The sequence below is a fragment of the Shewanella sp. 10N.286.52.A9 genome (assembly GCF_041468985.1).
Classification (GTDB): Bacteria; Pseudomonadota; Gammaproteobacteria; order Enterobacterales; family Shewanellaceae; genus Shewanella; species Shewanella japonica.
Map to the genome: position 1 here is coordinate 321121 of NZ_JBFRJQ010000004.1, position 23035 is coordinate 344155.

General features: G+C 40.3%; 16 protein-coding genes. 1 reads left to right on the forward strand and 15 read right to left on the reverse strand.

Annotation, left to right across the window (positions count from 1 at the left end):
* Nucleotides 1–124 precede the first annotated feature (124 nt).
* From sucD to sdhC, 8 genes are all read right to left on the reverse strand, one after another.
* Entirely contained in the window at nucleotides 125–997 is an 873-nt protein-coding gene (gene sucD, locus AB4128_RS03965; RefSeq protein ID WP_119968663.1) for a succinate--CoA ligase subunit alpha, read from the reverse strand.
* Nucleotides 997–2163, reverse strand: a complete 1167-nt coding sequence (gene sucC, locus AB4128_RS03970) for an ADP-forming succinate--CoA ligase subunit beta (RefSeq protein ID WP_065107845.1) — start codon at nucleotides 2161–2163, stop codon at nucleotides 997–999. The genes sucD and sucC overlap by 1 nt, the downstream gene beginning before the upstream one ends.
* A gap of 78 nt (nucleotides 2164–2241) precedes the next feature.
* Complete coding sequence (gene odhB / locus AB4128_RS03975) at nucleotides 2242–3429, reverse strand: 2-oxoglutarate dehydrogenase complex dihydrolipoyllysine-residue succinyltransferase (protein WP_372036938.1); 1188 nt, start codon at nucleotides 3427–3429, stop codon at nucleotides 2242–2244.
* Between the two features lie 27 nt (nucleotides 3430–3456).
* Nucleotides 3457–6279 carry a 2-oxoglutarate dehydrogenase E1 component gene (gene sucA, locus AB4128_RS03980; protein WP_055023357.1) on the reverse strand — a complete coding sequence of 941 codons (2823 nt, stop codon included), beginning with the start codon at nucleotides 6277–6279 and terminating at the stop codon, nucleotides 3457–3459.
* Between the two features lie 210 nt (nucleotides 6280–6489).
* Entirely contained in the window at nucleotides 6490–7197 is a 708-nt protein-coding gene (locus AB4128_RS03985) for a succinate dehydrogenase iron-sulfur subunit (protein ID WP_055023358.1), read from the reverse strand.
* 11 nt (nucleotides 7198–7208) lie between these two features.
* Entirely contained in the window at nucleotides 7209–8975 is a 1767-nt protein-coding gene (gene sdhA, locus AB4128_RS03990; protein WP_055023359.1) for a succinate dehydrogenase flavoprotein subunit, read from the reverse strand.
* A complete protein-coding gene (sdhD, locus tag AB4128_RS03995) occupies nucleotides 8976–9323 on the reverse strand; it encodes a succinate dehydrogenase, hydrophobic membrane anchor protein (RefSeq protein WP_055023360.1) in 348 nt (115 codons plus the stop codon).
* Nucleotides 9317–9712 carry a succinate dehydrogenase, cytochrome b556 subunit gene (sdhC, locus tag AB4128_RS04000; RefSeq protein WP_065107843.1) on the reverse strand — a complete coding sequence of 132 codons (396 nt, stop codon included), beginning with the start codon at nucleotides 9710–9712 and terminating at the stop codon, nucleotides 9317–9319. The genes sdhD and sdhC overlap by 7 nt, the downstream gene beginning before the upstream one ends.
* A 416-nt stretch (nucleotides 9713–10128) precedes the next feature.
* Between sdhC and AB4128_RS04005 the strand changes: the two genes are divergently transcribed.
* The gene (locus tag AB4128_RS04005; protein WP_055023362.1) at nucleotides 10129–11415 is read left to right on the forward strand and encodes a citrate synthase; all 1287 of its coding nucleotides are present in this window, start codon (nucleotides 10129–10131) and stop codon (nucleotides 11413–11415) included.
* A gap of 884 nt (nucleotides 11416–12299) precedes the next feature.
* Here the strand turns inward: AB4128_RS04005 and AB4128_RS04010 are convergent.
* From AB4128_RS04010 to AB4128_RS04040, 7 genes are all read right to left on the reverse strand, one after another.
* The gene (locus AB4128_RS04010; protein WP_372036942.1) at nucleotides 12300–13481 is read right to left on the reverse strand and encodes an ADP-ribosylglycohydrolase family protein; all 1182 of its coding nucleotides are present in this window, start codon (nucleotides 13479–13481) and stop codon (nucleotides 12300–12302) included.
* 2 nt (nucleotides 13482–13483) lie between these two features.
* Nucleotides 13484–18235, reverse strand: coding sequence for an RHS repeat-associated core domain-containing protein (locus AB4128_RS04015; protein WP_372036944.1), 4752 nt, complete (start codon nucleotides 18233–18235; stop codon nucleotides 13484–13486).
* Between the two features lie 86 nt (nucleotides 18236–18321).
* The gene (locus AB4128_RS04020; RefSeq protein ID WP_372036946.1) at nucleotides 18322–19296 is read right to left on the reverse strand and encodes a hypothetical protein; all 975 of its coding nucleotides are present in this window, start codon (nucleotides 19294–19296) and stop codon (nucleotides 18322–18324) included.
* A complete protein-coding gene (locus tag AB4128_RS04025) occupies nucleotides 19293–20396 on the reverse strand; it encodes a hypothetical protein (RefSeq protein ID WP_211029033.1) in 1104 nt (367 codons plus the stop codon). The genes AB4128_RS04020 and AB4128_RS04025 overlap by 4 nt, the downstream gene beginning before the upstream one ends.
* A gap of 21 nt (nucleotides 20397–20417) precedes the next feature.
* A complete protein-coding gene (locus AB4128_RS04030) occupies nucleotides 20418–20708 on the reverse strand; it encodes a PAAR domain-containing protein (RefSeq protein WP_055023369.1) in 291 nt (96 codons plus the stop codon).
* 49 nt (nucleotides 20709–20757) lie between these two features.
* Nucleotides 20758–21111, reverse strand: a complete 354-nt coding sequence (locus AB4128_RS04035) for a hypothetical protein (RefSeq protein ID WP_192022870.1) — start codon at nucleotides 21109–21111, stop codon at nucleotides 20758–20760.
* Nucleotides 21112–21113: 2 nt separating this feature from the next.
* Nucleotides 21114–23018 carry a type VI secretion system Vgr family protein gene (locus tag AB4128_RS04040; protein ID WP_372036949.1) on the reverse strand — a complete coding sequence of 635 codons (1905 nt, stop codon included), beginning with the start codon at nucleotides 23016–23018 and terminating at the stop codon, nucleotides 21114–21116.
* Between the last annotated feature and the right edge of the window lie 17 nt (nucleotides 23019–23035).

Here is a 23035-nt window from a genome sequence, read left to right on the forward strand (position 1 = left end):
TAACCTTATCAAGATTTGACGATTTATCAATAACCACATGATAAAATGAATAATATTTCATCATCAACCGTTTGTTGCCCAACAAAAAAGGCGCCGAAGCGCCTTTTATATCACTTGCTAGTATTTACCAGCCAGTTTTAGTACGTAACGCTTTACCGATATCAGCTAAAGAGCGAACTGTGCTTACGCCAGCAGCTTCTAGTGCAGCAAATTTATCTTCTGCAGTACCTTTACCACCAGCGATAATTGCGCCAGCATGACCCATACGCTTACCTTCTGGTGCAGTCACACCAGCAATGTAAGAAACAACAGGTTTAGTAACGTTAGCTTTGATGTATTCAGCCGCTTCTTCTTCAGCAGTACCACCAATTTCACCAATCATTACGATTGCTTCAGTTTGTGGATCGTTTTGGAACATTTCCAATACGTCGATGAAGTTAGTACCAGGAATTGGGTCACCACCAATACCAACACAAGTTGATTGGCCGAAACCTTCGTCTGTAGTTTGCTTAACCGCTTCGTACGTCAAGGTACCAGAGCGTGAAACAATACCGACTTTACCAGGCTTGTGGATGTGACCTGGCATGATACCAATCTTACATTCACCAGGAGTGATAACACCTGGACAGTTAGGACCGATCATGCGAACGCCAGTTTCTTCAAGTTTAACTTTAACTTGAAGCATATCTAACGTAGGGATACCTTCAGTGATACAAACGATTAGCTCGATGCCACCGTCAATTGCTTCAAAGATAGCATCTTTACAGAAAGGAGCTGGTACATAAATTACAGTAGCAGTTGCGCCTGTTTCAGCTACAGCATCTTTAACAGTGTTAAAGACTGGCAGATCTAAATGAACTTGACCCCCTTTTCCTGGAGAAACGCCGCCAACCATTTTAGTACCGTAAGCAATTGCTTGCTCAGAATGGAAAGTACCTTGACCGCCAGTGAAACCTTGACAGATAACTTTAGTATCTTTGTTAATTAATACAGACATTATTTGCCCTCCGCAGCTTTAACAACTTGCTCAGCTGCGTCAGTTAAACTGGTAGCTGCAATGATATCAAGATCTGAGTTAGCTAAAACTTCACGACCTAATTCAGCGTTAGTACCTTCAAGACGAACAACAACTGGTACTTCAACACCCACTTCTTTAACAGCGCCGATAATACCTTCTGCGATCATGTCACAACGAACGATACCACCAAAGATGTTCACTAGAACGGCTTTAACATTTGAATCAGAAAGAATGATTTTAAATGCTTCAGCAACACGTTCTTTGGTTGCTCCACCGCCCACGTCTAAGAAGTTAGCTGGCTTGCCGCCGTGTAGGTTTACGATGTCCATAGTACCCATTGCTAGGCCTGCACCATTAACCATACAACCAACATTACCGTCTAGTGCAACGTAGTTAAGTTCAAACTTAGCTGCGTGTGCTTCACGAGCATCATCTTGTGATGGATCGTGCATTTCACGGATTTTAGGTTGACGGAACAATGCATTACCATCGATACCAATTTTGCCATCAAGACAGTGAATGTTGCCTTCGTCAGTGATAACAAGTGGGTTGATTTCAAGTAAAGCGAAATCATGGTCTTCGAACATTTTAGCTAAGCCCATGAACACTTTAGTGAACTGCTTCATTTGAGTTGGGTTTAAACCTAACTTGAAGCCAAGATCACGTGCTTGGTATGGTTGTGGGCCCGCTAGTGGATCGATGATTGCTTTGTGAATTAACTCAGGCGTTTCTTCAGCAACAGTTTCAATCTCAACACCACCTTCAGTTGATGCCATGAAAACAACACGACGTGTTGCACGGTCAACTACAGCACCAAGGTATAATTCGTTTGCAATATCAGTACAGCTTTCTACTAAGATTTTAGCAACTGGCTGACCTTTTTCGTCAGTTTGGTAAGTGACTAAGTTCTTACCTAACCAGTTTTCAGCAAATGCTCTGATTTCTTCTTTATCGCCGGTAACTTTAACGCCACCTGCTTTACCACGGCCGCCAGCGTGTACTTGACACTTAACAACCCACATATCACCGCCAATGTGACCAGCAGCTTCTACCGCTTCTTGGGCTGTATCGCAAGCGAAGCCTTCAGAAACTGGTAAACCATATTCGGCAAATAAGGATTTTGCCTGATACTCATGCAAATTCATGATGATCTATCCATATACTTCTTAAAAAATCCTACTGGCTCGTATGAGCCAGCTACGAGGGTATTGTCTAGTTGACTCTTAAAGGTCAAGCAATAGACGAGTTGGGTCTTCAAGGAAATCTTTAATAGCAACCAAGAATCCAACTGACTCACGCCCATCAACAATACGATGGTCGTAAGATAGTGCTAGGTACATCATAGGTTGAATAACAACCTCACCGTTCACTGCCATTGGGCGATCTTTAATAGCATGCATGCCTAAGATTGCACTTTGTGGAAGGTTTAGAATAGGTGTTGACATTAATGAGCCAAATACACCGCCATTAGTTACAGTAAAGTTACCGCCGGTCATATCATCTACTGATAATTTACCATCACGGCCTTTAATCGCTAATTCGCGGACGTTCTTCTCAATTTCAGCAAGGCTCATTGTGTCAGTGTCACGTAATACTGGTGTAACCAAACCACGTGGAGTTGATACTGCAATGCTCACATCAAAGTAGTTGTGGTAAACAATTTCGTCACCATCGATAGAAGCATTGACTTCTGGGAAACGCTTAAGGGCTTCAGTTACAGCCTTAACGTAGAAAGACATAAAACCTAAACGGATTCCATGGCGCTTTTCAAAGATTTCTTGATATTGCTTACGAATGTCCATAATTGGCTGCATGTTAACTTCGTTAAACGTTGTTAGCATTGCCGTTGAATTTTTCGCTTCAAGCAGACGGTTAGCAATTGTTTTACGTAAACGTGTCATAGGTACACGTTTTTGGCTGCGACCTTCAAGCGGCGCAACAGGTGCTGATGCAGCTGCTGGTTTCGCTGCTGGAGCAGACTTAACAAATGATTCAACGTCTTCTTTAGTAATACGTCCGCCAACGCCAGAACCTTTCAATTGGCTAGCATCAACATTGTGCTCAGCAATTAGACGGCGCACTGACGGGCTTAGTGCATCGTTTGATTCATCAGATTCAACAGCAGGAGATGCTGCTTCCGCTTCAGCTTTAGTCACTTCTTGACCAGAAACTGCACCAGCAACAAAGTTAGCAATAACTTGTTCACCAAGGACAGTATCGCCCTCTTGGAATAATAATTCGCTAATAGAACCATCTTCTGGCGCAACAACTTCAAGTACGACTTTATCAGTTTCAATATCAACTAGATTTTGGTCACGAGAAACCTGTTCTCCAGGCTGCACATGCCATGTCGCGATAGTTGCATCAGCAACTGATTCTGGCAAAACGGGTACCTTAATTTCGATACTCATGGAAAGCTTTCCTTTTTATAAATTTTATTACGACAGTTTTAATGCGCTATTGATTAATTCTTCTTGCTGGCGAGCATGAAGCGCAGGATAACCACAAGCTGGCGCAGCAGATGCTTCACGGCCCGCATAAGTTAATTGAGCTCCAGCTGGAATCGCTGCCCAGAAATGATGTTGGCTACAATACCAAGCACCTTGGTTCTGAGGTTCTTCCTGACACCATACAAAATCTTTAACATGCTGATAATCAGCAAGTGCTGCTTGCATTTCTTCTTGTGGGAACGGGTACAGTTGTTCCACACGTAAAATAGCAATATTGGTAATTTCTTGCTTACGACGCTTGTCGAGTAACTCGAAATACACTTTACCGCTACAGAAGACAACGCGTTCTACTTTGCTTGCATCTAATGCATCAAGTTCACCAATGACACTTTGGAAACTTCCGTTAGCTAATTCATCTAATGTTGAAACAGCTAATGGGTGACGCAATAATGATTTAGGCGACATAACAACAAGTGGACGACGCATAGGACGTACAACTTGACGACGCAACATGTGATAAACCTGTGCAGGCGTAGAAGGAACACACACTTGCATATTATGGTTTGCACAAAGTTGTAAGAAACGTTCTAGACGTGCAGATGAATGCTCAGGACCTTGGCCTTCATAACCATGAGGTAGCAACATAGTTAGACCACATAAACGGCCCCACTTCTGCTCACCAGATGATAAGAACTGATCGATGACCACTTGGGCACAGTTAACAAAGTCACCAAACTGTGCTTCCCAAATAGTCAGACCACCTGGCTCAGCTGTTGCGTAACCGTATTCAAATGCCAGTACTGATGCTTCTGATAATACTGAGTCAGTAATATCAATTTCACCTTGCTCATCAGCCACATTACGTAATGGCAAATAAGTGGTACCGTCATTTTGATTATGAAGAACCGCATGACGATGGAAGAAAGTACCACGGCCAGAATCTTGACCTGTAATACGAACTCGTTTTTTATCTTCCAAAATAGACGCATAAGCCAACGTCTCAGCAAAACCCCAATCAACTGGTTTTTCACCATCGGCCATAGATACGCGGTCTTTGTAAATCTTAGCGACACGAGACTGTAATTTGTGGCTTTCTGGGATATCAACGATCTTTTGCGCTAAATTATTTAAACGCTCAAGTTCCATTGACGCTTGGTAGCTTTCGTCCCACTCACGGTTAAGGTATGGCGTCCAGTCAACAGTATGTAATGTCATAGGTCGCCATTCTTTAACAACACAATCACCGGCATCCAGTGAATCACGATACGTATTAACTAAACCTGTTACGTCATCCGCTGAAATACTGCTTTCTTCGATTAATCGATCGGCATAAATCTTACGTGGCGTAGGATGTTTTTTGATTTTTGCATACATCAACGGCTGCGTTGCACTTGGCTCATCAGCTTCGTTGTGACCATGTCGACGGTAACAAACTAAGTCAATGACAACGTCACGTTTGAATTCGTTACGGTAATCCACTGCTAACTGAGAAATAAAGGCAACAGCCTCTGGATCGTCAGCATTGACGTGGAAAATGGGTGCCTGCACCATTTTAGCGATATCAGTACAGTACTCTGTAGAACGCACATCTTCATGGTTAGAAGTGGTAAAGCCAACTTGGTTGTTAATAACGATACGAATCGAACCGCCAACCTTAAAGCCACGAGCTTGAGACATATTGAATGTCTCTTGAACAATACCTTGGCCTGTTATTGCTGAATCACCATGAATAGTAATTGGCATAACTTGTAAGCCATCTTTACAACCACGTCTGTCCTGACGAGCACGAACAGAGCCAATAACAACAGGATTAACAATCTCAAGGTGAGATGGGTTAAACGCTAAGGCTAAATGAACATTACCACCTGGTGTTTCAAAATCTGATGAGAAACCTTGGTGATACTTAACGTCACCAGAGCCTTGAACTTCATCGTGTTTACCAGCGAATTCATCAAATAGTTCTGCAGGACGTTTGCCTAGTACATTTACAAGTACGTTTAAACGACCACGGTGAGCCATACCAACTACGATTTCTTTCGTTCCAGCTTCACCTGCGCGGTATAAAATTTCGCGCATCATTGGTACTAATGCATCACCACCTTCAAGAGAAAAACGTTTTGCGCCTGGAAATTTTGCGCCAAGGTATTTTTCCATACCTTCAGCAGCATTTAGGCCTTCTAAGATACGTTTTTTGGTGCTGATGTCGTAATTAGCTTTACCTAAAGATGGTTCAAGACGTTGTTGAATCCAACGCTTTTCATCCGTATCAGTAATATGCATGTACTCAGCACCAATCGAGCCACAGTAAGTGCTCTTAAGTGCTTTCACGATGTCGGCTAATTTTAATGTGTCGCTACCGTATGCAAATGAACCTGTATTGAATTCACGTTGCATATCTTCAGCATCTAGACCATGAAACGCTGGATCTAATTCAGATACTGACTCACGCTGCCATAACCCTAATGGATCGAGATTGGCATTTTGGTGACCACGAAAACGGTGAGCATTGATTAACTGGAGAACTTTAACTTGTTTAGCATCTAATTCAGGGTCGGTTACACGGCTGGCGCCTTTGGCTCGACCTTCTAATGCTAAACTGCGGAAATAATCACGTACTTTAGAGTGTGCAGTTTCAGGTATATCTTGAGAAGTACCATTTACCGCAGGGAGATTATCAAAAACAACTTGCCAGTCTTCAGAAACTGAACTTGGATCTTCTTGATAGGCTTCATACATCTCTTCTACGTAGGTCGAATTAGAGCCACTTAAATGTGACGATTCGAGCCAAGCTTTCATGATGCCTTGGTGCATTACTTTTCCTTACAAAACTTGATACACGTGCTTCGACATAATCATAATTACGATACCTATTGCACCGCAATCGAATCGTATCTAACTATATAATTTTAATCAGTTAAATACAAAGGACTTCCTAATACACACAATAGAGTCATCTCCAAAGATGAAGATGACTCTCAATGAGAGCTAATTAAACTGTAAACCTAGCTCTAAACTGTGCATTTATACTGCTCGCTTCAATAGCATTGACTTAATATGCCCAATTGCTTTAGTTGGGTTTAATCCTTTAGGACAAACATCAACACAGTTCATGATGCCATGACAACGGAACACACTGTAAGCATCATCTAAACCAGCTAGACGTTCTTCAGTTGCCGTATCACGACTATCAATCAAGAAGCGGTAAGCATGCAATAAACCACTTGGACCGATAAATTTATCCGGGTTCCACCAGAACGATGGACAAGCAGTAGAACAACAAGCACACATGATACATTCGTACAAACCATCTAAATGAGCGCGCTCTTCAGGTGATTGTAAATGTTCACGAGCCGGCGTTTTCTCATCATTGATAAGAAACGGCTTAATTTTTTCGTACTGAGTGTAGAACTGAGTCAGGTCAACAATTAAATCACGCACTACAGGCATGCCTGGTAAAGGACGGATTTCAATTTTCTTACCCTTAAATGTAGAAACAGGCGTAATACACGCTAAACCATTTTTACCATTCATGTTCACGCCATCACTACCACAAACACCTTCACGGCATGAGCGTCTAAATGATAACTCAGGGTCTGACTCTTTCAGCTTCATCAGTGCATCCAGTACCATCATATCGGTACCTTCTTCCACTTCTAAGCTGTAATCTTTCATATAAGGCTTAGTATCTACATCAGGATTGTAGCGATAAACTGCAAATTCCAATTTCATCGTGGCTTCTCCTAGTAAGTACGCTTGATAGGCGGGAATGCATCACGAAGCTTAGGCTCCATGTTGACTTCACGCTTAGTCATTTGTTCAGTGACAGGATCAAAGACACTGTGACATAACCAATTATCGTCATCACGGTCTAAGAAATCTTCACGAGAATGCGCACCACGGCTTTCTGTACGGAAGTTAGCAGCATAAGCAGTTGCAATCGCTGTAGCCATTAAGTTATCTAACTCTAAACACTCGATACGTTGAGTATTAAATTCTGAAGAATTATCAGATAACTTGGCGTTAGCTAAACGTTCACGGATCTTCTTAAGCTCTTTAAGGCCTTCAGCCATTGCATCGCCACTTCTAAATACAGAGAAGTTAAGCTGCATACATAACTGTAAGTCTTTACGGATTACTGCAGGATCTTCACCTTCTTTATTGCTTTCCCAGCGATTAAGACGATCAAGAGAAGCAGCAATTTGCTCTTCTGAAGGTGCTTTAGGATCAGCAGTCTCATCTAACGCTTTACCTAAATGCTGACCTGCAGCACGACCAAATACCACTAAATCAAGCAGTGAGTTACCACCTAAGCGGTTTGCACCATGTACTGATACACAAGCAATCTCACCAACTGCAAATAAGCCTACGATATCTTGCTCTGAACCATCTTCGTTTTGGCGAACAACTTGGCCACTAACTTTAGCGGGTAGACCACCCATCATGTAGTGACATGTTGGCAATACAGGGATTGGGCCATCTGCTGGATCAATATGCGCAAACGTACGAGAAAGTTCACAAACACCAGGAAGACGCGCTTCTAATGTTTCTTTACCTAAGTGATCAAGTTTAAGTAAACAGTGCGGGCCTAATGGTCCATCTAATCCACGACCTTCACGGATCTCAGTCATCATTGAGCGAGCAACGACGTCACGAGATGCTAAATCTTTAGCGTTAGGAGCATAACGCTCCATGAAGCGTTCGCCATCTTTATTTAAAAGATAACCACCTTCACCACGACAACCTTCAGTTACAAGCACACCTGCGCCAGCAATACCCGTTGGGTGGAATTGCCACATTTCCATGTCTTGCATCTGAACACCAGCACGCATTGCCATACCAACACCGTCACCAGTGTTAATGTGAGCATTAGTAGTAGAAGCGTAAATACGCCCTGCACCACCCGTTGCTAAAATTGTTGCCTTCGATTTGAAGTAAACAATTTCGCCAGTTTCGATTTCAATTGCAGTACAACCTACAATTGCGCCGTCATCGTTTTTAACTAAATCTAATGCATACCATTCAGAAAACACTTCAGTTTTGTGTTTCACGTTTTGTTGGTATAAACAATGAAGCAAAGCATGACCTGTTCGGTCAGCTGCCGCTGCAGTACGTGCCGCTTGTTCGCCACCAAAGTTCTTTGATTGGCCACCAAATGGACGCTGGTAAATAGTGCCGTTTTCGAAACGTGAGAATGGAAGGCCCATTTGCTCAAGCTCGATAACCGCCTCAGGACCTGTCTTACACATAAACTCAATCGCTTCTTGGTCACCGATAAAATCAGAACCTTTCACGGTATCGTACATGTGCTGTTCCCAGTGATCTTCATGGGCGTTACCTAACGCAACTGTGATACCACCTTGCGCAGAAACCGTATGAGAACGTGTTGGGAATACTTTAGATAAAAGCGCACAGCTCTTACCTTCTTTAGAAATTTGTAAAGCCGCTCGCATGCCAGCGCCACCAGCGCCGATCACTACTGCGTCAAATTCGCGAACTGGAATAGCCACTTAAACACCCCACACTATAATGATGCCTGCAGCTAGATAACAAAAAGCCGCTACGACAAATACGAATTGAAGTAATCCACGTACTGATACATTTTTAACGTAATCAGTTAGCACTTGCCAAATACCAATCCACGAATGAATAAGCACAGCGACTAACGCTAGCAGAGTGAATACTTTCATCGGCAAAGTGCTAAATAAGCCATGCCAGATTTCGTAAGTTAATGGGGCGCTACACGCAATGAAACCCACCATAAAAATGGTATAACAGGTTAAAATTACGGCACTAGCACGAATTAAAATAAAGTCATGAACACCACTGCGTCCAAGGCTTGCTGCATTAGTTACCATACCCAAATCCCCACAATGATTGAAAACGCCGCTGAAAGTACAAAGGCGATTTTTGCTGAAGCTAAGCCTGAGGCTAATTCTTCCCAACGACCGGTATCCATAATCAGATGACGTAAGCCAACGATTAAGTGGTAACCCAACGCAGTAAGAATTCCCCAGATAACAAACTTAACGAGCAAGTTATCAAAAAGAGATTGTAGGCCAGCGAAACTCTCAGGAGATGCTAAAGATTCATTTAGCATCCAAATAAGAATACCGACAGCAAACAGCATGATAACACCGGAAATACGGTGAAGAATTGACGCAATCGCTGTTGCAGGAAAGCGAATGGTCTGTAGGTCTATATGGACAGGTCTTTGCTTTTTCACGTTCTGCTCACTCAGCTCCATTGAGCATTATTTTTATTATTCATCTTGCTTTGCTTCTATTTGCAACACCAACATACATATGTAAACAAAATGTTGAAACATAACAGACTACTATCAAACACTTAACTATTTGAGAAACCACTAATTTAGCTAGGTAAAAAATGTTTTCAAAAATGTGATGTCTGTCGCCCTTTGTGGACGCAGGCAAGTATACTCAAGCCCATTGTCAAATACAAACGTCACACTATGCAAAATTTGTTTTTTTGCATTTTTTTTGCAAACAAACCACAGCTGGCAAGGCGTCTAGCAAGGTTTATACCATGGTCTAATAAATTTAAACGCTTATTTAAATTGAAATGTGATCACGATTCACTGTAAAGTAATGTCCGCTTAACATGCCGCACTCACAGAAAAGAATGAAGTAAGGAGAACGGGGTATGGCTGACAATATAGCCAAATTAGAGTTACCGGGGAATGATTCAATCGATTTACCAATTAAGCAGGGAACTGCTGGTTTTGATGTAATCGATATCAGTAAATTAGGAAAGACAGGTCATTTCACCTTCGATCCTGGTTTTCTAGCAACAGCCTCTTGCGAGTCTGCAATTACATACATTGATGGCGAAAAAGGTGTACTAACACACCGTGGCTATCCAATTTATGAGCTAGCGACTGAATCTAACTATTTAGACGTTTGTTACTTACTGCTTTACGGTGAATTACCAAGCAAAACTCAATACGAAGAGTTTGTTGCAATGGTAAAAAACCACACAATGGTTAATGAACAATTAGCTTCTTTCTTTAGAGGCTTCCGTCGTGATGCACATCCAATGGCAATGCTTTGTGGCGTTACTGGTGCATTATCTGCGTTCTACCAAGATTCTCTTGATGTAAATGATGAAAAACATCGTGAAATTGCGGCTTTCCGCCTAGTTTCTAAAATGCCAACGATTGCAGCAATGTGCTACAAGTATTCAATTGGCCAACCTTTCGTCTATCCACGCAACGATTTAAGTTACGCAGGTAACTTCTTATCGATGATGTTCGCTGTCCCATGTGAAGAATACAAAGTCAATCCAGTTGTTGAAAAAGCAATGGACAGAATCTTTGTTTTACATGCGGATCACGAGCAAAACGCCTCTACGTCTACAGTACGTTTAGCAGGTTCATCAGGTGCTAACCCATTTGCATGTATCGCGGCAGGTATCGCTTCATTATGGGGTCCAGCTCATGGTGGTGCTAACGAAGCTTGTTTAAACATGCTTGAAGAAATTGGCAGTGTAGACCGCATTCCTGAATTTATTGCACGAGCAAAAGACAAAGCGGATCCTTTCCGTCTTATGGGCTTTGGTCATCGTGTATATAAAAACTTCGACCCTCGTGCGAAAGTGATGCGTGAAACTTGTCATGAAGTTTTAGCTGAATTAAACGTTAAAGATCCACTACTTGACGTAGCAATGGAACTTGAGCGTATCGCACTTGAAGACGAGTATTTCGTTTCTAAGAAGCTTTATCCAAATGTTGATTTCTACTCAGGCATCATCATGAAAGCAATTGGTATCCCAACAAGTATGTTTACAGTGCTATTCGCACTATCTCGTACAGTTGGTTGGATTGCTCATTGGAAAGAAATGCTTGACCAACCAGGTCATAAGATCAGTCGTCCACGTCAGTTATACACTGGCTCAGAAGACCGTGATTTTGTTAGTTTAGATAAGCGTTAATTCGTATTAAATTAACTTCTAAAGCGCCTATAAGGCGCTTTTTTATTGCCTGAAATTCATGCAAACCTGAATGAGAAGATTTAACAAGTAAATATTGATTAGACTTGATGCCATCGTGTACTCTCGATAGCTCACAAACATTCAAATAAACACCTATCACTAACTGAAATAAGTTCGATATTAGCGTGTGAATTAATTGCCCTTGCCTGCGTTAGCGATAAACAAGTTACCTTCTCATTAACTCATCATGAGCATTTGTGCATTGACTAAAGTTATCGCTCTTTTCCGATTTTATTCAGTTTAAGCCACTAGCAATAACAACCCGATACGTAAAAATGAACTAAGATAACCATACAAAAACACATAAATATTCATTGAGGTATTTGGCCGATTAAGAGAAAGTAGACATCGAAAGGTTATAAAAGAGAGTCAATTAGGTCATAGATTATGACTTTCACTCCATTCCCACACAATCAAACCATGCACTAAAACGGTGAAAAGTAATTTAATATGCTTGCAAAGCCACATTTTTATGCAAAAAAGTTATAAGTGTACAAAGTAAATTATAACGAGACACTATAGCTAAGGAAAAACGTCGAAGTATTTGTGCTTTTAAAGGTCAATAACAGCTATTTGTAAAAAGAAGAATAAACCAGATTGTAAATTTCGCACCATAGTAAAACATGCTTGCTCAGCTATAGTGCGAAAATAATTTAGATGAATTTAATTCATTGTTTAATAACATTGTGCATCTAAGTACGATTAGTATTGATATATAGGTGTCAGAGTTACAGATTAAACATTCAACTATGAGTAGCACAAACTAATTGAATCAGCCTAACTTAGATAAGTAAATAACTATATAGTTATTAAACGAGATTATTTCATTCAGCATTTATCAACTCTTTTAACTCTTGAGCTTTTAAATAAAAAACATGATGCTCTTTTATTTTACTAACCCAGTTATAATCAATGACACGTTCACCGTAAAAAGCTCCTGCTAGCTGACCAAAAACAGCACCTGTCGTATCAGCATCTTCACCTAGGTTTACTGCAAGTAAAGCCCCAGACTCGAATGAATCGGAATTAAAAAATGCCCATAAAACAGCTTCAAGGGTATGCATTACATAACCGCTAGCCCTTATCTCAGAAGCTTTCTTTATTTTATAATTTTCTGACGTTAATAATTCTACCATTGATGGGCATAAAGGATTTGCCTCCCAAAAGTCATCTATAGGACTATAAATACCATCTAAAAGTTGGCTTTTGCTTACTCCATGCAATGCCCCCCATATCAAGCCACTAAAATACCTACAAGCATCCACGGCTTCAGTTGCACCATGAGTTGTTTTAGAACTTAATCCACCATATTCAATAGCATCAATAAAACTATCATAATAGCGGATTGGTATAGGAGCTAAGCGCATTAACGAGCCATTCCCCGCCGACATTGGATCTGTATCCCCAGAAAATGGTTCTCCTGTTTTTTCATATCTTTGTAATGCCGACACAACTGTTAAACCTATATCAAAGCACTTGCCGTTAACACTAAAAACGCCGTCTTGCCACCAGCGAGTATATAAATCCATTTGGTCTTTGAAGTCACAAGTTTTAGTACGAACCAAACTATGCGCTAAGCAATACATCATACTAGTATCATCAGTCCACTCACCCGCCTTCAAATTAAAAGGACCGCCGCCAACAATATCTGTCATTGGTTGAAATGTTCCTGATGCTTTAAATTCAACAGTTGTACCCAGAGCATCACCAATCGCACAACCAATTAACGCCCCACGAAAACGATTAATATCATCATCACTATCAACGCCGATCCTTTGGTAGTAATTCTTACATTCTAAATCCGTAGGTTTAGGTTTCGCGATTCGATATACGTGATAATTCGACATCCACTGAGTTTTATGTGGCTCTCTTGAACCACTTAATTTATTTGTCATAAATGGAAAGCGAAGATCGTTGGGTATTTTCTTTTCTCTTTCTAACATTTCAATTATTATTTGAGATGTTATTAACTTGCCTGAGTCATCGTAATATTTTTTATTTTTCATAACTATACTTCTTCTAATTCAATTCGATATTTACCATTAACGTAAGATCTACTTTGTACTTTAAACTTAGTGCCCGATTTAAATAGAACTTCTTCTTCGTTAGGCTTTACTGCTGCATTTTCTGCGATTTTAATACCAGTCTTAGATCTAATAGCGATAATCGTATTACCGTCAAAAGGTTTCTCCAAATTACTGGATGAGCTTTTGAATCCTTTTTCATGGTGAATACCACCAATTGGAAACAATTCTTCAATAAGTGCATCACTGAAATCATCACCACGAATAACTTGCCCTTCAAACCTAAGTTTTGGATTATCAGCTAGCTTTTCTAAACCTCTATTTGCATTATCAACTAAATTAGCCCACTTCACTTTATCTTCAGGAGAAAAACCTCTCAAACCACTATTGATTGGCTCGTACAGATTAGTGCTATACACCGAAATAGCTAAAAATTCCTCTCTGGTCAATACTTGCATATCTGGATCTAGATAGTAATTCATTAAAACATGATTTTTAAACTCATCACCTTCTTTATTTATTAAGCTGGTTACCCTATCAAGCTCAGTATCAATCAATTCATCTACTGTTGGGACTTTATGTCCATGATTCTGAGTTACAATTTGTGCACTTGTATCTTCATTCTCTACCTTGTTAGGAGACAAGTTAAATAATGACTTTACATTTCCACTAGCTAAGCTTTCTTTGATTTCTTTTGGTGTCAAAAAGCCAATTTGAGCAGCTTCTAGAAGATCTAATTTAAGCTGTTCATTTATAGAGCCTGTATCGACAGCATTGTTTAACACAAGATTTAGTGAAGCTTCACCTTCAGTACACATCAACCCAAACGGATCTACCCAATTCACATGATTCGGCGCATATTGGTAGTGGTTTAATCCCCCTACTAATCCGATTGGGTCTTGATGAATAAACCTTGCTTGCTCAGGGCTATAATACCTAAAGCGGTTGTAATGTAGGCCTGATTCGTCATCGAAATACTGACCTTGAAAGCGGATAGGGTTTACTATCGTATTTTCAAACTCATCATCTCTTGCAACATTGCTTTCAACAACAGTATCAAAGGCTTTTCCAAACACATCTAACTTATTACGCCATACTGTTTGGGCATTAGCATCAGTCAGACCAATAGGCGTGTCCAGTTGGTCTAAATGGTAATAATAAACCTGCCCAGCTTTAATGAGAGCAACCGGCGTAAAGGTATCGGGTTGATAGATATACCAGGTATATTGACCTAACGTGCATTCACCAATTAACTGGTTATTATCCCAAATAAAATCAGTACGGCCTTGCTCGGTCACTTTTGCGCTGCGTCTACCTAATGCATCATATTCATATTGCGTCAGTTTGCCATTATCATTAATTTGGATTAACTGGTTTAAGCCATTAAAACTGCGCTGTTGTTTATTGCCCGTTCCAATTTGAGAGATTTGATTACCACTGGCATCATAACGATAATCCACTCCTGCCATACTCATTAGTCGGTCATTGTTAACAACCACATCTTGAATGGATTTATCAGGACGATTTTGTTCAGTGGTTAATACCTGAGCGTCATGTTGACGAATATGTTGAGTCGGGTTGCCAAATGCATCCCAATGATACTGTTCTTTGTGATGATGTTTTACAGCAATGGCGTTAGAGGCAATACTGCTTTTACCATTCGCGCTTAATGCTTTTGCTTCACTCTCTCGCGAATGGCTAACCAACTGGCTAATTTTATTGTATTCAAATTGGGTTAAATCGACATTTAAGTCATTCTCATCCTGCACGCCATTGCAATTTAATTGACTTTCAGATGCTTTAAGCTGGTGCTGATTATCATAATGATAGTGTCGATGTTCAAATAGCGGTGAACTTAACAAAGTTGTTGCTTCGCTCTCGCTTTCACTTTCACTTTCACTTTCACTTTCTGCAAACTTAGCGTGTTGCCACTGCTGTTCAATAAGCCTTGAATAAGCATCATATGTGTGGGTTGATTCGAGTTGATTACCTAACCTTGTGTGCTCTAATAAGCCAGCATCTGTATATTGATATTGAGCAATATCGATAGTTTGCTGATTATCGGTTAGTACAACCCCAATATCCGCTAACAGGCCATTACGATTATATTGATAATTTACTTGGCTTCCATCAGGTAAGGTTAAGCCACTTCGATTACCTTTAGCATCGTACTGATAAGATAAGTGCCATGCACCTTGATTGACCTGAGTGACTCTACCCTTAGTGTCATATTTTTGCTCTAGCGTGCGATGCTGATTGTGCGCGCGAGTGATATTGCCAATGACATCATATTGGTAAAAATTTTGAGTGTTTAACGTAGCAGAATGAACATTAGCATCAAGTTTTACATGACTGCTTTGCTGAATAATACGACCTAGTGCATCACGCTTTAATTCAATAAAACGAATGTCACTGTCGTTTACTGCCACTAACTTATCATTGGCATCATATTGGTAAACTTGCTCGCGACCATCAAACCCGATTAATTTTTTTGGCTGTTCTGTCGGGGTGTATTCAATTCGATATTGAGCACCATCACTTCGCTCAATTTTGTTTAAATTACGCTCTTTATCATAGAAGAATTTAAGCCAGCTACCATCTGCAAAAGTTTGTTGACACGGTTGAGCTAATCCATCATAGCTAAGCAGCGTTTCAATATCGCTCTGATTTGCATTATTTAAATCAGATACGTTTTCATCAACAACTGCTTCATCAACCAATAATTTTTGACTAACTTTTCTACCTGCTTGATCAAACTGATATTGGGTGATAATTGCCTGTTCAGGCTTATCTTGAGGGTATGCTTTTTCTTCAATTATTTGCCCATTGGGGTCGCGAATGTACTCAGTAACTAAACCTTGCGGGTTAATTGTTGCATTTACTCGTCCTAAGCGATCATGACTATAGCGAGTTAAAGCATCGCCAATTTGTGTTGCTAATAATTCGCCATCTCTATCCCAATGATATCGATGTATAACACCATCAAGCTCTGTTTTTTGAGTTACTTGTCCAAAATCATTGTATTGAAAATACCGCTGACGACCATCAAAATGACTTTCAGATAAAATGCGCCCTGTTGCATCAAACTGCTTTGTAAACGTTCGGCCAATGGGATCTTGCGTCAGAATACACTGACCTAAACGGTTGTATTCAAATTGTGTGACACCACCATCAGCATGAATAATGGCTTCAATTTGTCCTGAGGTATTGTATATGATTTGGGTTTGATTATTGTTTGCATCAATGGTCGCTATTTTGCGCCCAACACTGTCATATTGATGCCGTGTCACCGCACCATTAGCATTATGATGTTCAATCAGTAAACCTTGAGAATTATGAACGAATGTTTCTTTATTTCCGAGAGAATCAACACAACGACTTCGCATGCCATTTGGATGTGACTCATAAGAAAAATGGTAGTGATAGATCTCATTATCACCCCACTGCTCTATGCATTTAGCGTTTACGTCCTCAGCATCCCATAAAAAGTGGTGGCTAAACCCTGAAGCTCGAGTTCTGGCTTTTAATAAATAGGTTGTTTTGTGATTACTTCGGGTTGAAGCTTCAGCCCCCTGAGTTTGGCTAGGTTTATGATAGCTGTACCGTTCAACTAGGCCATTCATGTCAGTAGCTGCAATTAAGGCTTGGTGGTCATCATATTGATAGCTTGCAAGGAGTTCAGGGTGTTGCTGCTTATTACCTTTCTCGTTAAGTATATAAGAAGCAACTTTTAGTAAGTTACCTTGGGCGTTATAACTAAGGAGAACACCGCGTTTAGGCCCTGTGGTTATTTGATTAAGCTTGCCTTGCTTATCATAGTACAGCTGAAAATATTGGCCCTGGTGATTACTAATCGTTTCTAGTAACCACACATCTTGATTGTCTATTTGACGCTTTTTAAACGCCCAATGACTGTCATCTGGTTTTAATAATACCTGTCGACCATCAGCTTGATGAACTAACGACCAACCTGTCGTACTTTGAATACTGGTTTGGCCGCGTTTAACTTCATCAAAAACATGTACTCGTCCTTCTTCATCAGTGAGCTCAAACCAGTATTTACCAGGCTTTTTCGGCCCCACTTTGGGAGGAGCTTGATATTGGCGATTGAGTTGTAAGCTAAAGTTATGTCGCCAACCAAAACCAAGCCCAACATTTCGATCAACTTTACTAGAGCGATATAAACGTCGCCAAGTTAACGGCATTAGGCCATTAATTTCAAAATCAGTTAACGGTAAAATTTCCTCGCCAGATAACATAGACACAGGATCACTGCGGCATTCTTGTTGATCAATTGGTACTTCAGTTGGAGTCGTATTAGCAATGGTGCCAGACTCAGTTGATTGAGCAGTCTGCTTACCTTTACTTGAAACAGGCGCTTTAGATTTACTTGAGCTGTTTCCGAGTGAGGCCGTTTCGGTAGAAGTTTGAATATTTGCTTTAGGCGTTTCAACATAAACACGTAATAGGTTACGTGAAATTGCTTCATTTAATTTGGTGACGATTTGTTTTCGATTTAACGAAGTATTCAAGCCCGCTTGCAATACTAATGCGCGCCCTTGCATTAAGGCATTTCTATCACGTACCAAATGAGGACTTATTTCATTGACCAACTGCTCAATCTCATTAGCTTGGCTAAAGGTTTGTAACTGGAAACCAGAAGGTGTTGATGCACTGCTGGGAACAACAACGATATGCCGATTGAAACCATTAAAATAAAAATTACTGACCGTCATTGGTACTAACGCCTTCTCTATCCATGAGACTAATGTTAAAAACAGCTAAATGCGTTGTCAGCCATACAGGCTGCATTTGATTCTGATTAGCCATTTGCTTCACCGCTGCAACCTAGCCACTCATACCTTAACAGGCCAAGGTAACGTTCCTCAGAAACCTCTAACTGAACGCTTACTCCTGACAAACCTTGTTCTTTATAGCGATTAAATACGTGTAATAAATTATATAATCCCGCTGCGGCGCCAATATTCCCAGTGTAATAATTAGTTTGAGTAATTTGGGTATCTTGATCTATTTTTCCCGCGAGCTGCTCATAGGCATTAAGCCAGCTATCTTGGGTGATTTGATTATCACCGGGGAAATATAATTGTTTTAGTAAACTTGATTCATCTTGCTCTGTAAGCTGAGTAAATAAACGCTTAATTGACTGTGTTAATTGAACCTGGGTAGCAGCGTCTTGAAATACATCAGTCACATGTAGCCCTAGTGGTGTTTTTTCTGCAGTGGAGACTTGAACCTTAGTCATTATCGCGGCCTCAGAAGGCCTAATGCCTTCATCAATATCTGCATTAATCAATTGTCCAGTTCGATAAAGTTCAGGCATATAAAAATACAAACTATCCACTGCGATAAAGACAATCGAGTCAACACGGCTTCCCATCGTCTTAGCCGCCTCAAACGCAATAGGTAAAGATGCACTTCCCATAGGAAAAATGCGCCCATTTGGGTGTTCAAAACAATGAGGAAAAGCTTGATGTAATGCGTTTACCCACTGAGTTAACATTTCAGGTGCTAAATTCGGTAACAACCAAAAAACAGGATTGTGTTGATACGGCGCCCATGCGCTGGCATCAGTTATAGGTAGCTTGCTTAGCAGTTCGATAATGCGTGTTAATTTACATTTCGCACTTAGATCACTGCGCATACCTGAGACTAATTGAGTTCCGTTTGGTAATTGCAGATTGAAATTGAGTCCTTCTGTATAAGGTAAATTAATCAACTGCATTTGATTATCGCATTGACCTACGATTAACTCTGATTCGAGTACATTAATAATCATGAGGCCAACTTTATAGTCATTGACGAAGTTCGCACTTCACCGGTTAATCTAAGCTGATGTAATTTAGCCACCCTTTGATGAACAGGGCTCGATTTAAGCAGTATTTTATCGACTGTTTCTAGGCTAACTTCCACGCCATTGAGTAGCCGAACTCCAGGTGTATCTGGCGCATATAATTGCCAGCGATTAAGTAACTTAGCGCTATAAAATTGCAGAAACTCAGCACGTCTTTGTGTGTTTTCTTCAAACTGTCTTTGGTAAGGAATTGACGAGTCAAGTCCAGGGCCTAAAAGCGTTCTTAAAGCATCAAAAGCAATTAATGTCTTAGCGGGGTGCTGCATTGCTTTTGCTAAAAATGGCACAAATTTACCAAAACCTGAAAAACCCATAAGCTGAATCACTCTGTCACTGAGGTTTTCATCACGACTCATTAAATTGAAAATTTGAGTTAAAACCTGCTCATCAAGAGAGGTTACAAATATTTCAAACAAAGGGCTATGGCAATATTCATTTTCAACAAAACGGCTATATAGCGCTAATGGCTCAGAAATTTCTTCTAACAACATTTCTGCATATAGTGCATTCAGCGGCGTAAGATTTAGTGAGGCAATACCTGCAATACTTTTTAGTCGTTTACCTCGGTAGATACAAAACAAAATATATTGGTTAATTTGTTCAGGCGTTTTACCAACCATCGAGAACTGCAAACCTTCAACACCAAACTGGCAAGCCACTAGTGCTAAACTAGGGATGTATTTATTTAAATCTATTTGATTGTTATTTAATAATAATTCAAATACTTTTGCTTGGTCGTGGGTTCTTTGTTTGAGATGAATTTGCAACAGTAGTTGCAAAACAACCAACTGATTTTCCGTACTGAAATACACATCATTTTCAAACGCTGTCACTATTTCAACGACGCTATTAGCACAGAGAAATGCTTCGCTATTATGTTCTTCGTGAGCTTGCTGCTGGATCATATTGAGTGTGACTAATAAAGATCGGGTGTTATCTTCAACATTTTTAGGGGCACACTGAAACGACGACATTAATATTTGTCGTTGTGCTAAGAGAAGTTCAAAATTCTCAATCAAGTTCATTCAACGCAATCCTTGCTCATACTATCCAATCATTACAGTAGGGTTTCCTACTACAATCTTACCTCCATGGGCAGTACTGTCTCCGAGTCTCGCTGCGGGTTTTCCATTAATCAGTACCGAACTTGAACCTGCGTTGATTGTATCTGGTGGGCCAACACAAATTAACTTGTCACCTTTACGAGCAGCAGGCATAGAACCAATAAGCACGTTTCCTGAGCCCATAATGACAGGTCCGCCTACATGTGGGACAGGGCCTGGGTTAGTTTTTGGGCATACATGCATAGATGTCAGTGTAGCTGCGGGCATTCCCATAAAATCTTCCTTGAATTGTTAGTCTTACATTGGCGCTATCGGCAGGGTATTAATCACTTTCTAACGGTATAACGAGCAAGTCTTGTTGCATTAAGGCTACCGCTATTTCTTTGATTAATTTTATTTGCTCAGCCCTTCCTGATGCATACTCGTCATTCATCAAATAGTTGTAAATATGGCTAATTACATCCTGATGATTACGCCACATATGACGATTAGTTAAGAATTGTTCACCATAGGTTGTACTAGTTACATAGGTCTTATCAGGTATATCCAATAGTGGGTCTTGAGGTTTATCAACGGGTTTGCAAATCAAATACCGATAACCAAATTGGCAAATCAACTCGTGGCCACGACAAAACGCACCCGTTAATCCAACGCCAGGGTAACTTGAAATTTGCATTGTTAATTCAACTTAATTTGCGCTGCTTTCAACGCAATACTGGTACCGTTTACTTTCACATTAGTACCTTTAATTTGAATGTTGGTACCTTCTATTGAAATCGAGCCATCACTGCTCATTTTAATCGAGGCACTACCCGTTTTAATCACGACTTCTTTCCCTGCTTCGATATTAAGCGCTTTGCCCACTTTAAGCGTGTCGTTACTGCCAATATCATCGCTACGGTCTTTACCGACTTTAAGTGTATCGTTATTGACGACTTCAGTAGTTCTATCATTACCAATTTTGCCGCTGTCATTATTAACAATATCTAAAAATCTATCATTGCCTATAGTATCTTTCTGATCGTTCTTAACATTTAATTGATGGTCTTTTTCTGCTTGTAAAAATAGCAGCTCTTTACCTTTTTCATCATCAAAGCGTAATTCATTAAAATTATCTGCGCCGCCCTCTTTAGTGCTATGCGATTTAATCCCTGACTGCGTTTTTTTAGCCGGTAAAGCATAGGGTGGCATTAGATCCGCGTTGTAAACTGCGCCACTGATTATTGGTTGATCAGGATCGCCATTAATAAACTCAACTAAGACTTCTTGACCTACTCTTGGGAAGAAGAAAGCGCCCCATTTATTACCAGCCCAACTTTGGGCAACACGGATCCAGCATGAACTTTTACTATTAAATTCACCATCTCTATCCCAATGAAATTGCACCTTAACTCGGCCAAATTTATCAATATGCTGTTCATCACCAGATTCTCCAGTAACGACTGCAGTTTGCACTCCATTGATAAGCGGTTTATTGATTTGAAGTGTTGGCCGATACGGAGTTGATTTAGGCACACATTCAAAATCATTTTGATAAACACCAATTGAAGCCGATTGACCAGCGCCAGATTGGTTAGGCTGTGTTGCAGATGTCCTTAGGGCTGTAATAAGAAAACTCTTACCTTTATAACTGCTGTTTTCGTGATCCTTAAAACTAAAAAATTTACCTACACTAAAGCTGCGGCAGTCGCCTTGACCACTGCATTTATTCATGTCTTTTTGTAATGCTTCTAATTGATTATTAGCAAATGGTTGAGCACGTTTATTTAACTCTGACTCGCCAAGGTAGTCGTAAACTTCAAGTGTACTTTGATCAGGTAAACTGGCATTGGCATGGCTGCCTGACGGATATAATTTGGGTTGTTCGTAATCATAACCCTTTTGCATAAAGCCGCCACTCACCATACTCATACCGCCTTGCCAGTGAGCAACGTGTGACTCTGCTAAATGACCAGAAAAACAACGTACTTTCTCTTCTGCACAAGGTTTATAAGCTGTAATATCATCGGCAAGTACTAAGGTATGTGCACTCACGCTGTGTTCAAAAAAGAAGAAAATACCTTCTTGCTGTAATAAACGGCATACAAAATCTAAATCAGATTCAAGGTACTGAACACAATATTCGTATTTAGGGTATGTGCGCGTGGTTTTATTTTGGAAGGCAACGTTATGTTGACCAAACAAGTCACTAATAATATCGATTACTGACATGTTTTGAAAAATTCTGCAGTTACTGCGCTTTTTCATCAATGCCATTCTAGGCACGATAACAGCTTGATAATCAATATAATCTTGGGATATATCGGAAGCAGCAGTTCGCATGCCTGCTGATTCTAAGTGACTGACTACACCATGAAAATATCGAGCAGCTCCATCACTTTCTGCGTTGCGTAAAGTGATGCAAACATTTTTGCCCACAAGGCTATCTAAACTAATTTGTGTCCCAACGGTAAACATGGACACATTGATAGAAAATAACTGAGAAATGGCTTCTGTGGCAGTAAGATGCGTTAGGTATAGCGTGTCTTTACCTAATGGGGTGCTGATACTGATTATATTATTTTTTTGAGTCGCCTTTAGCATTCCTTGCCTCAGTCATT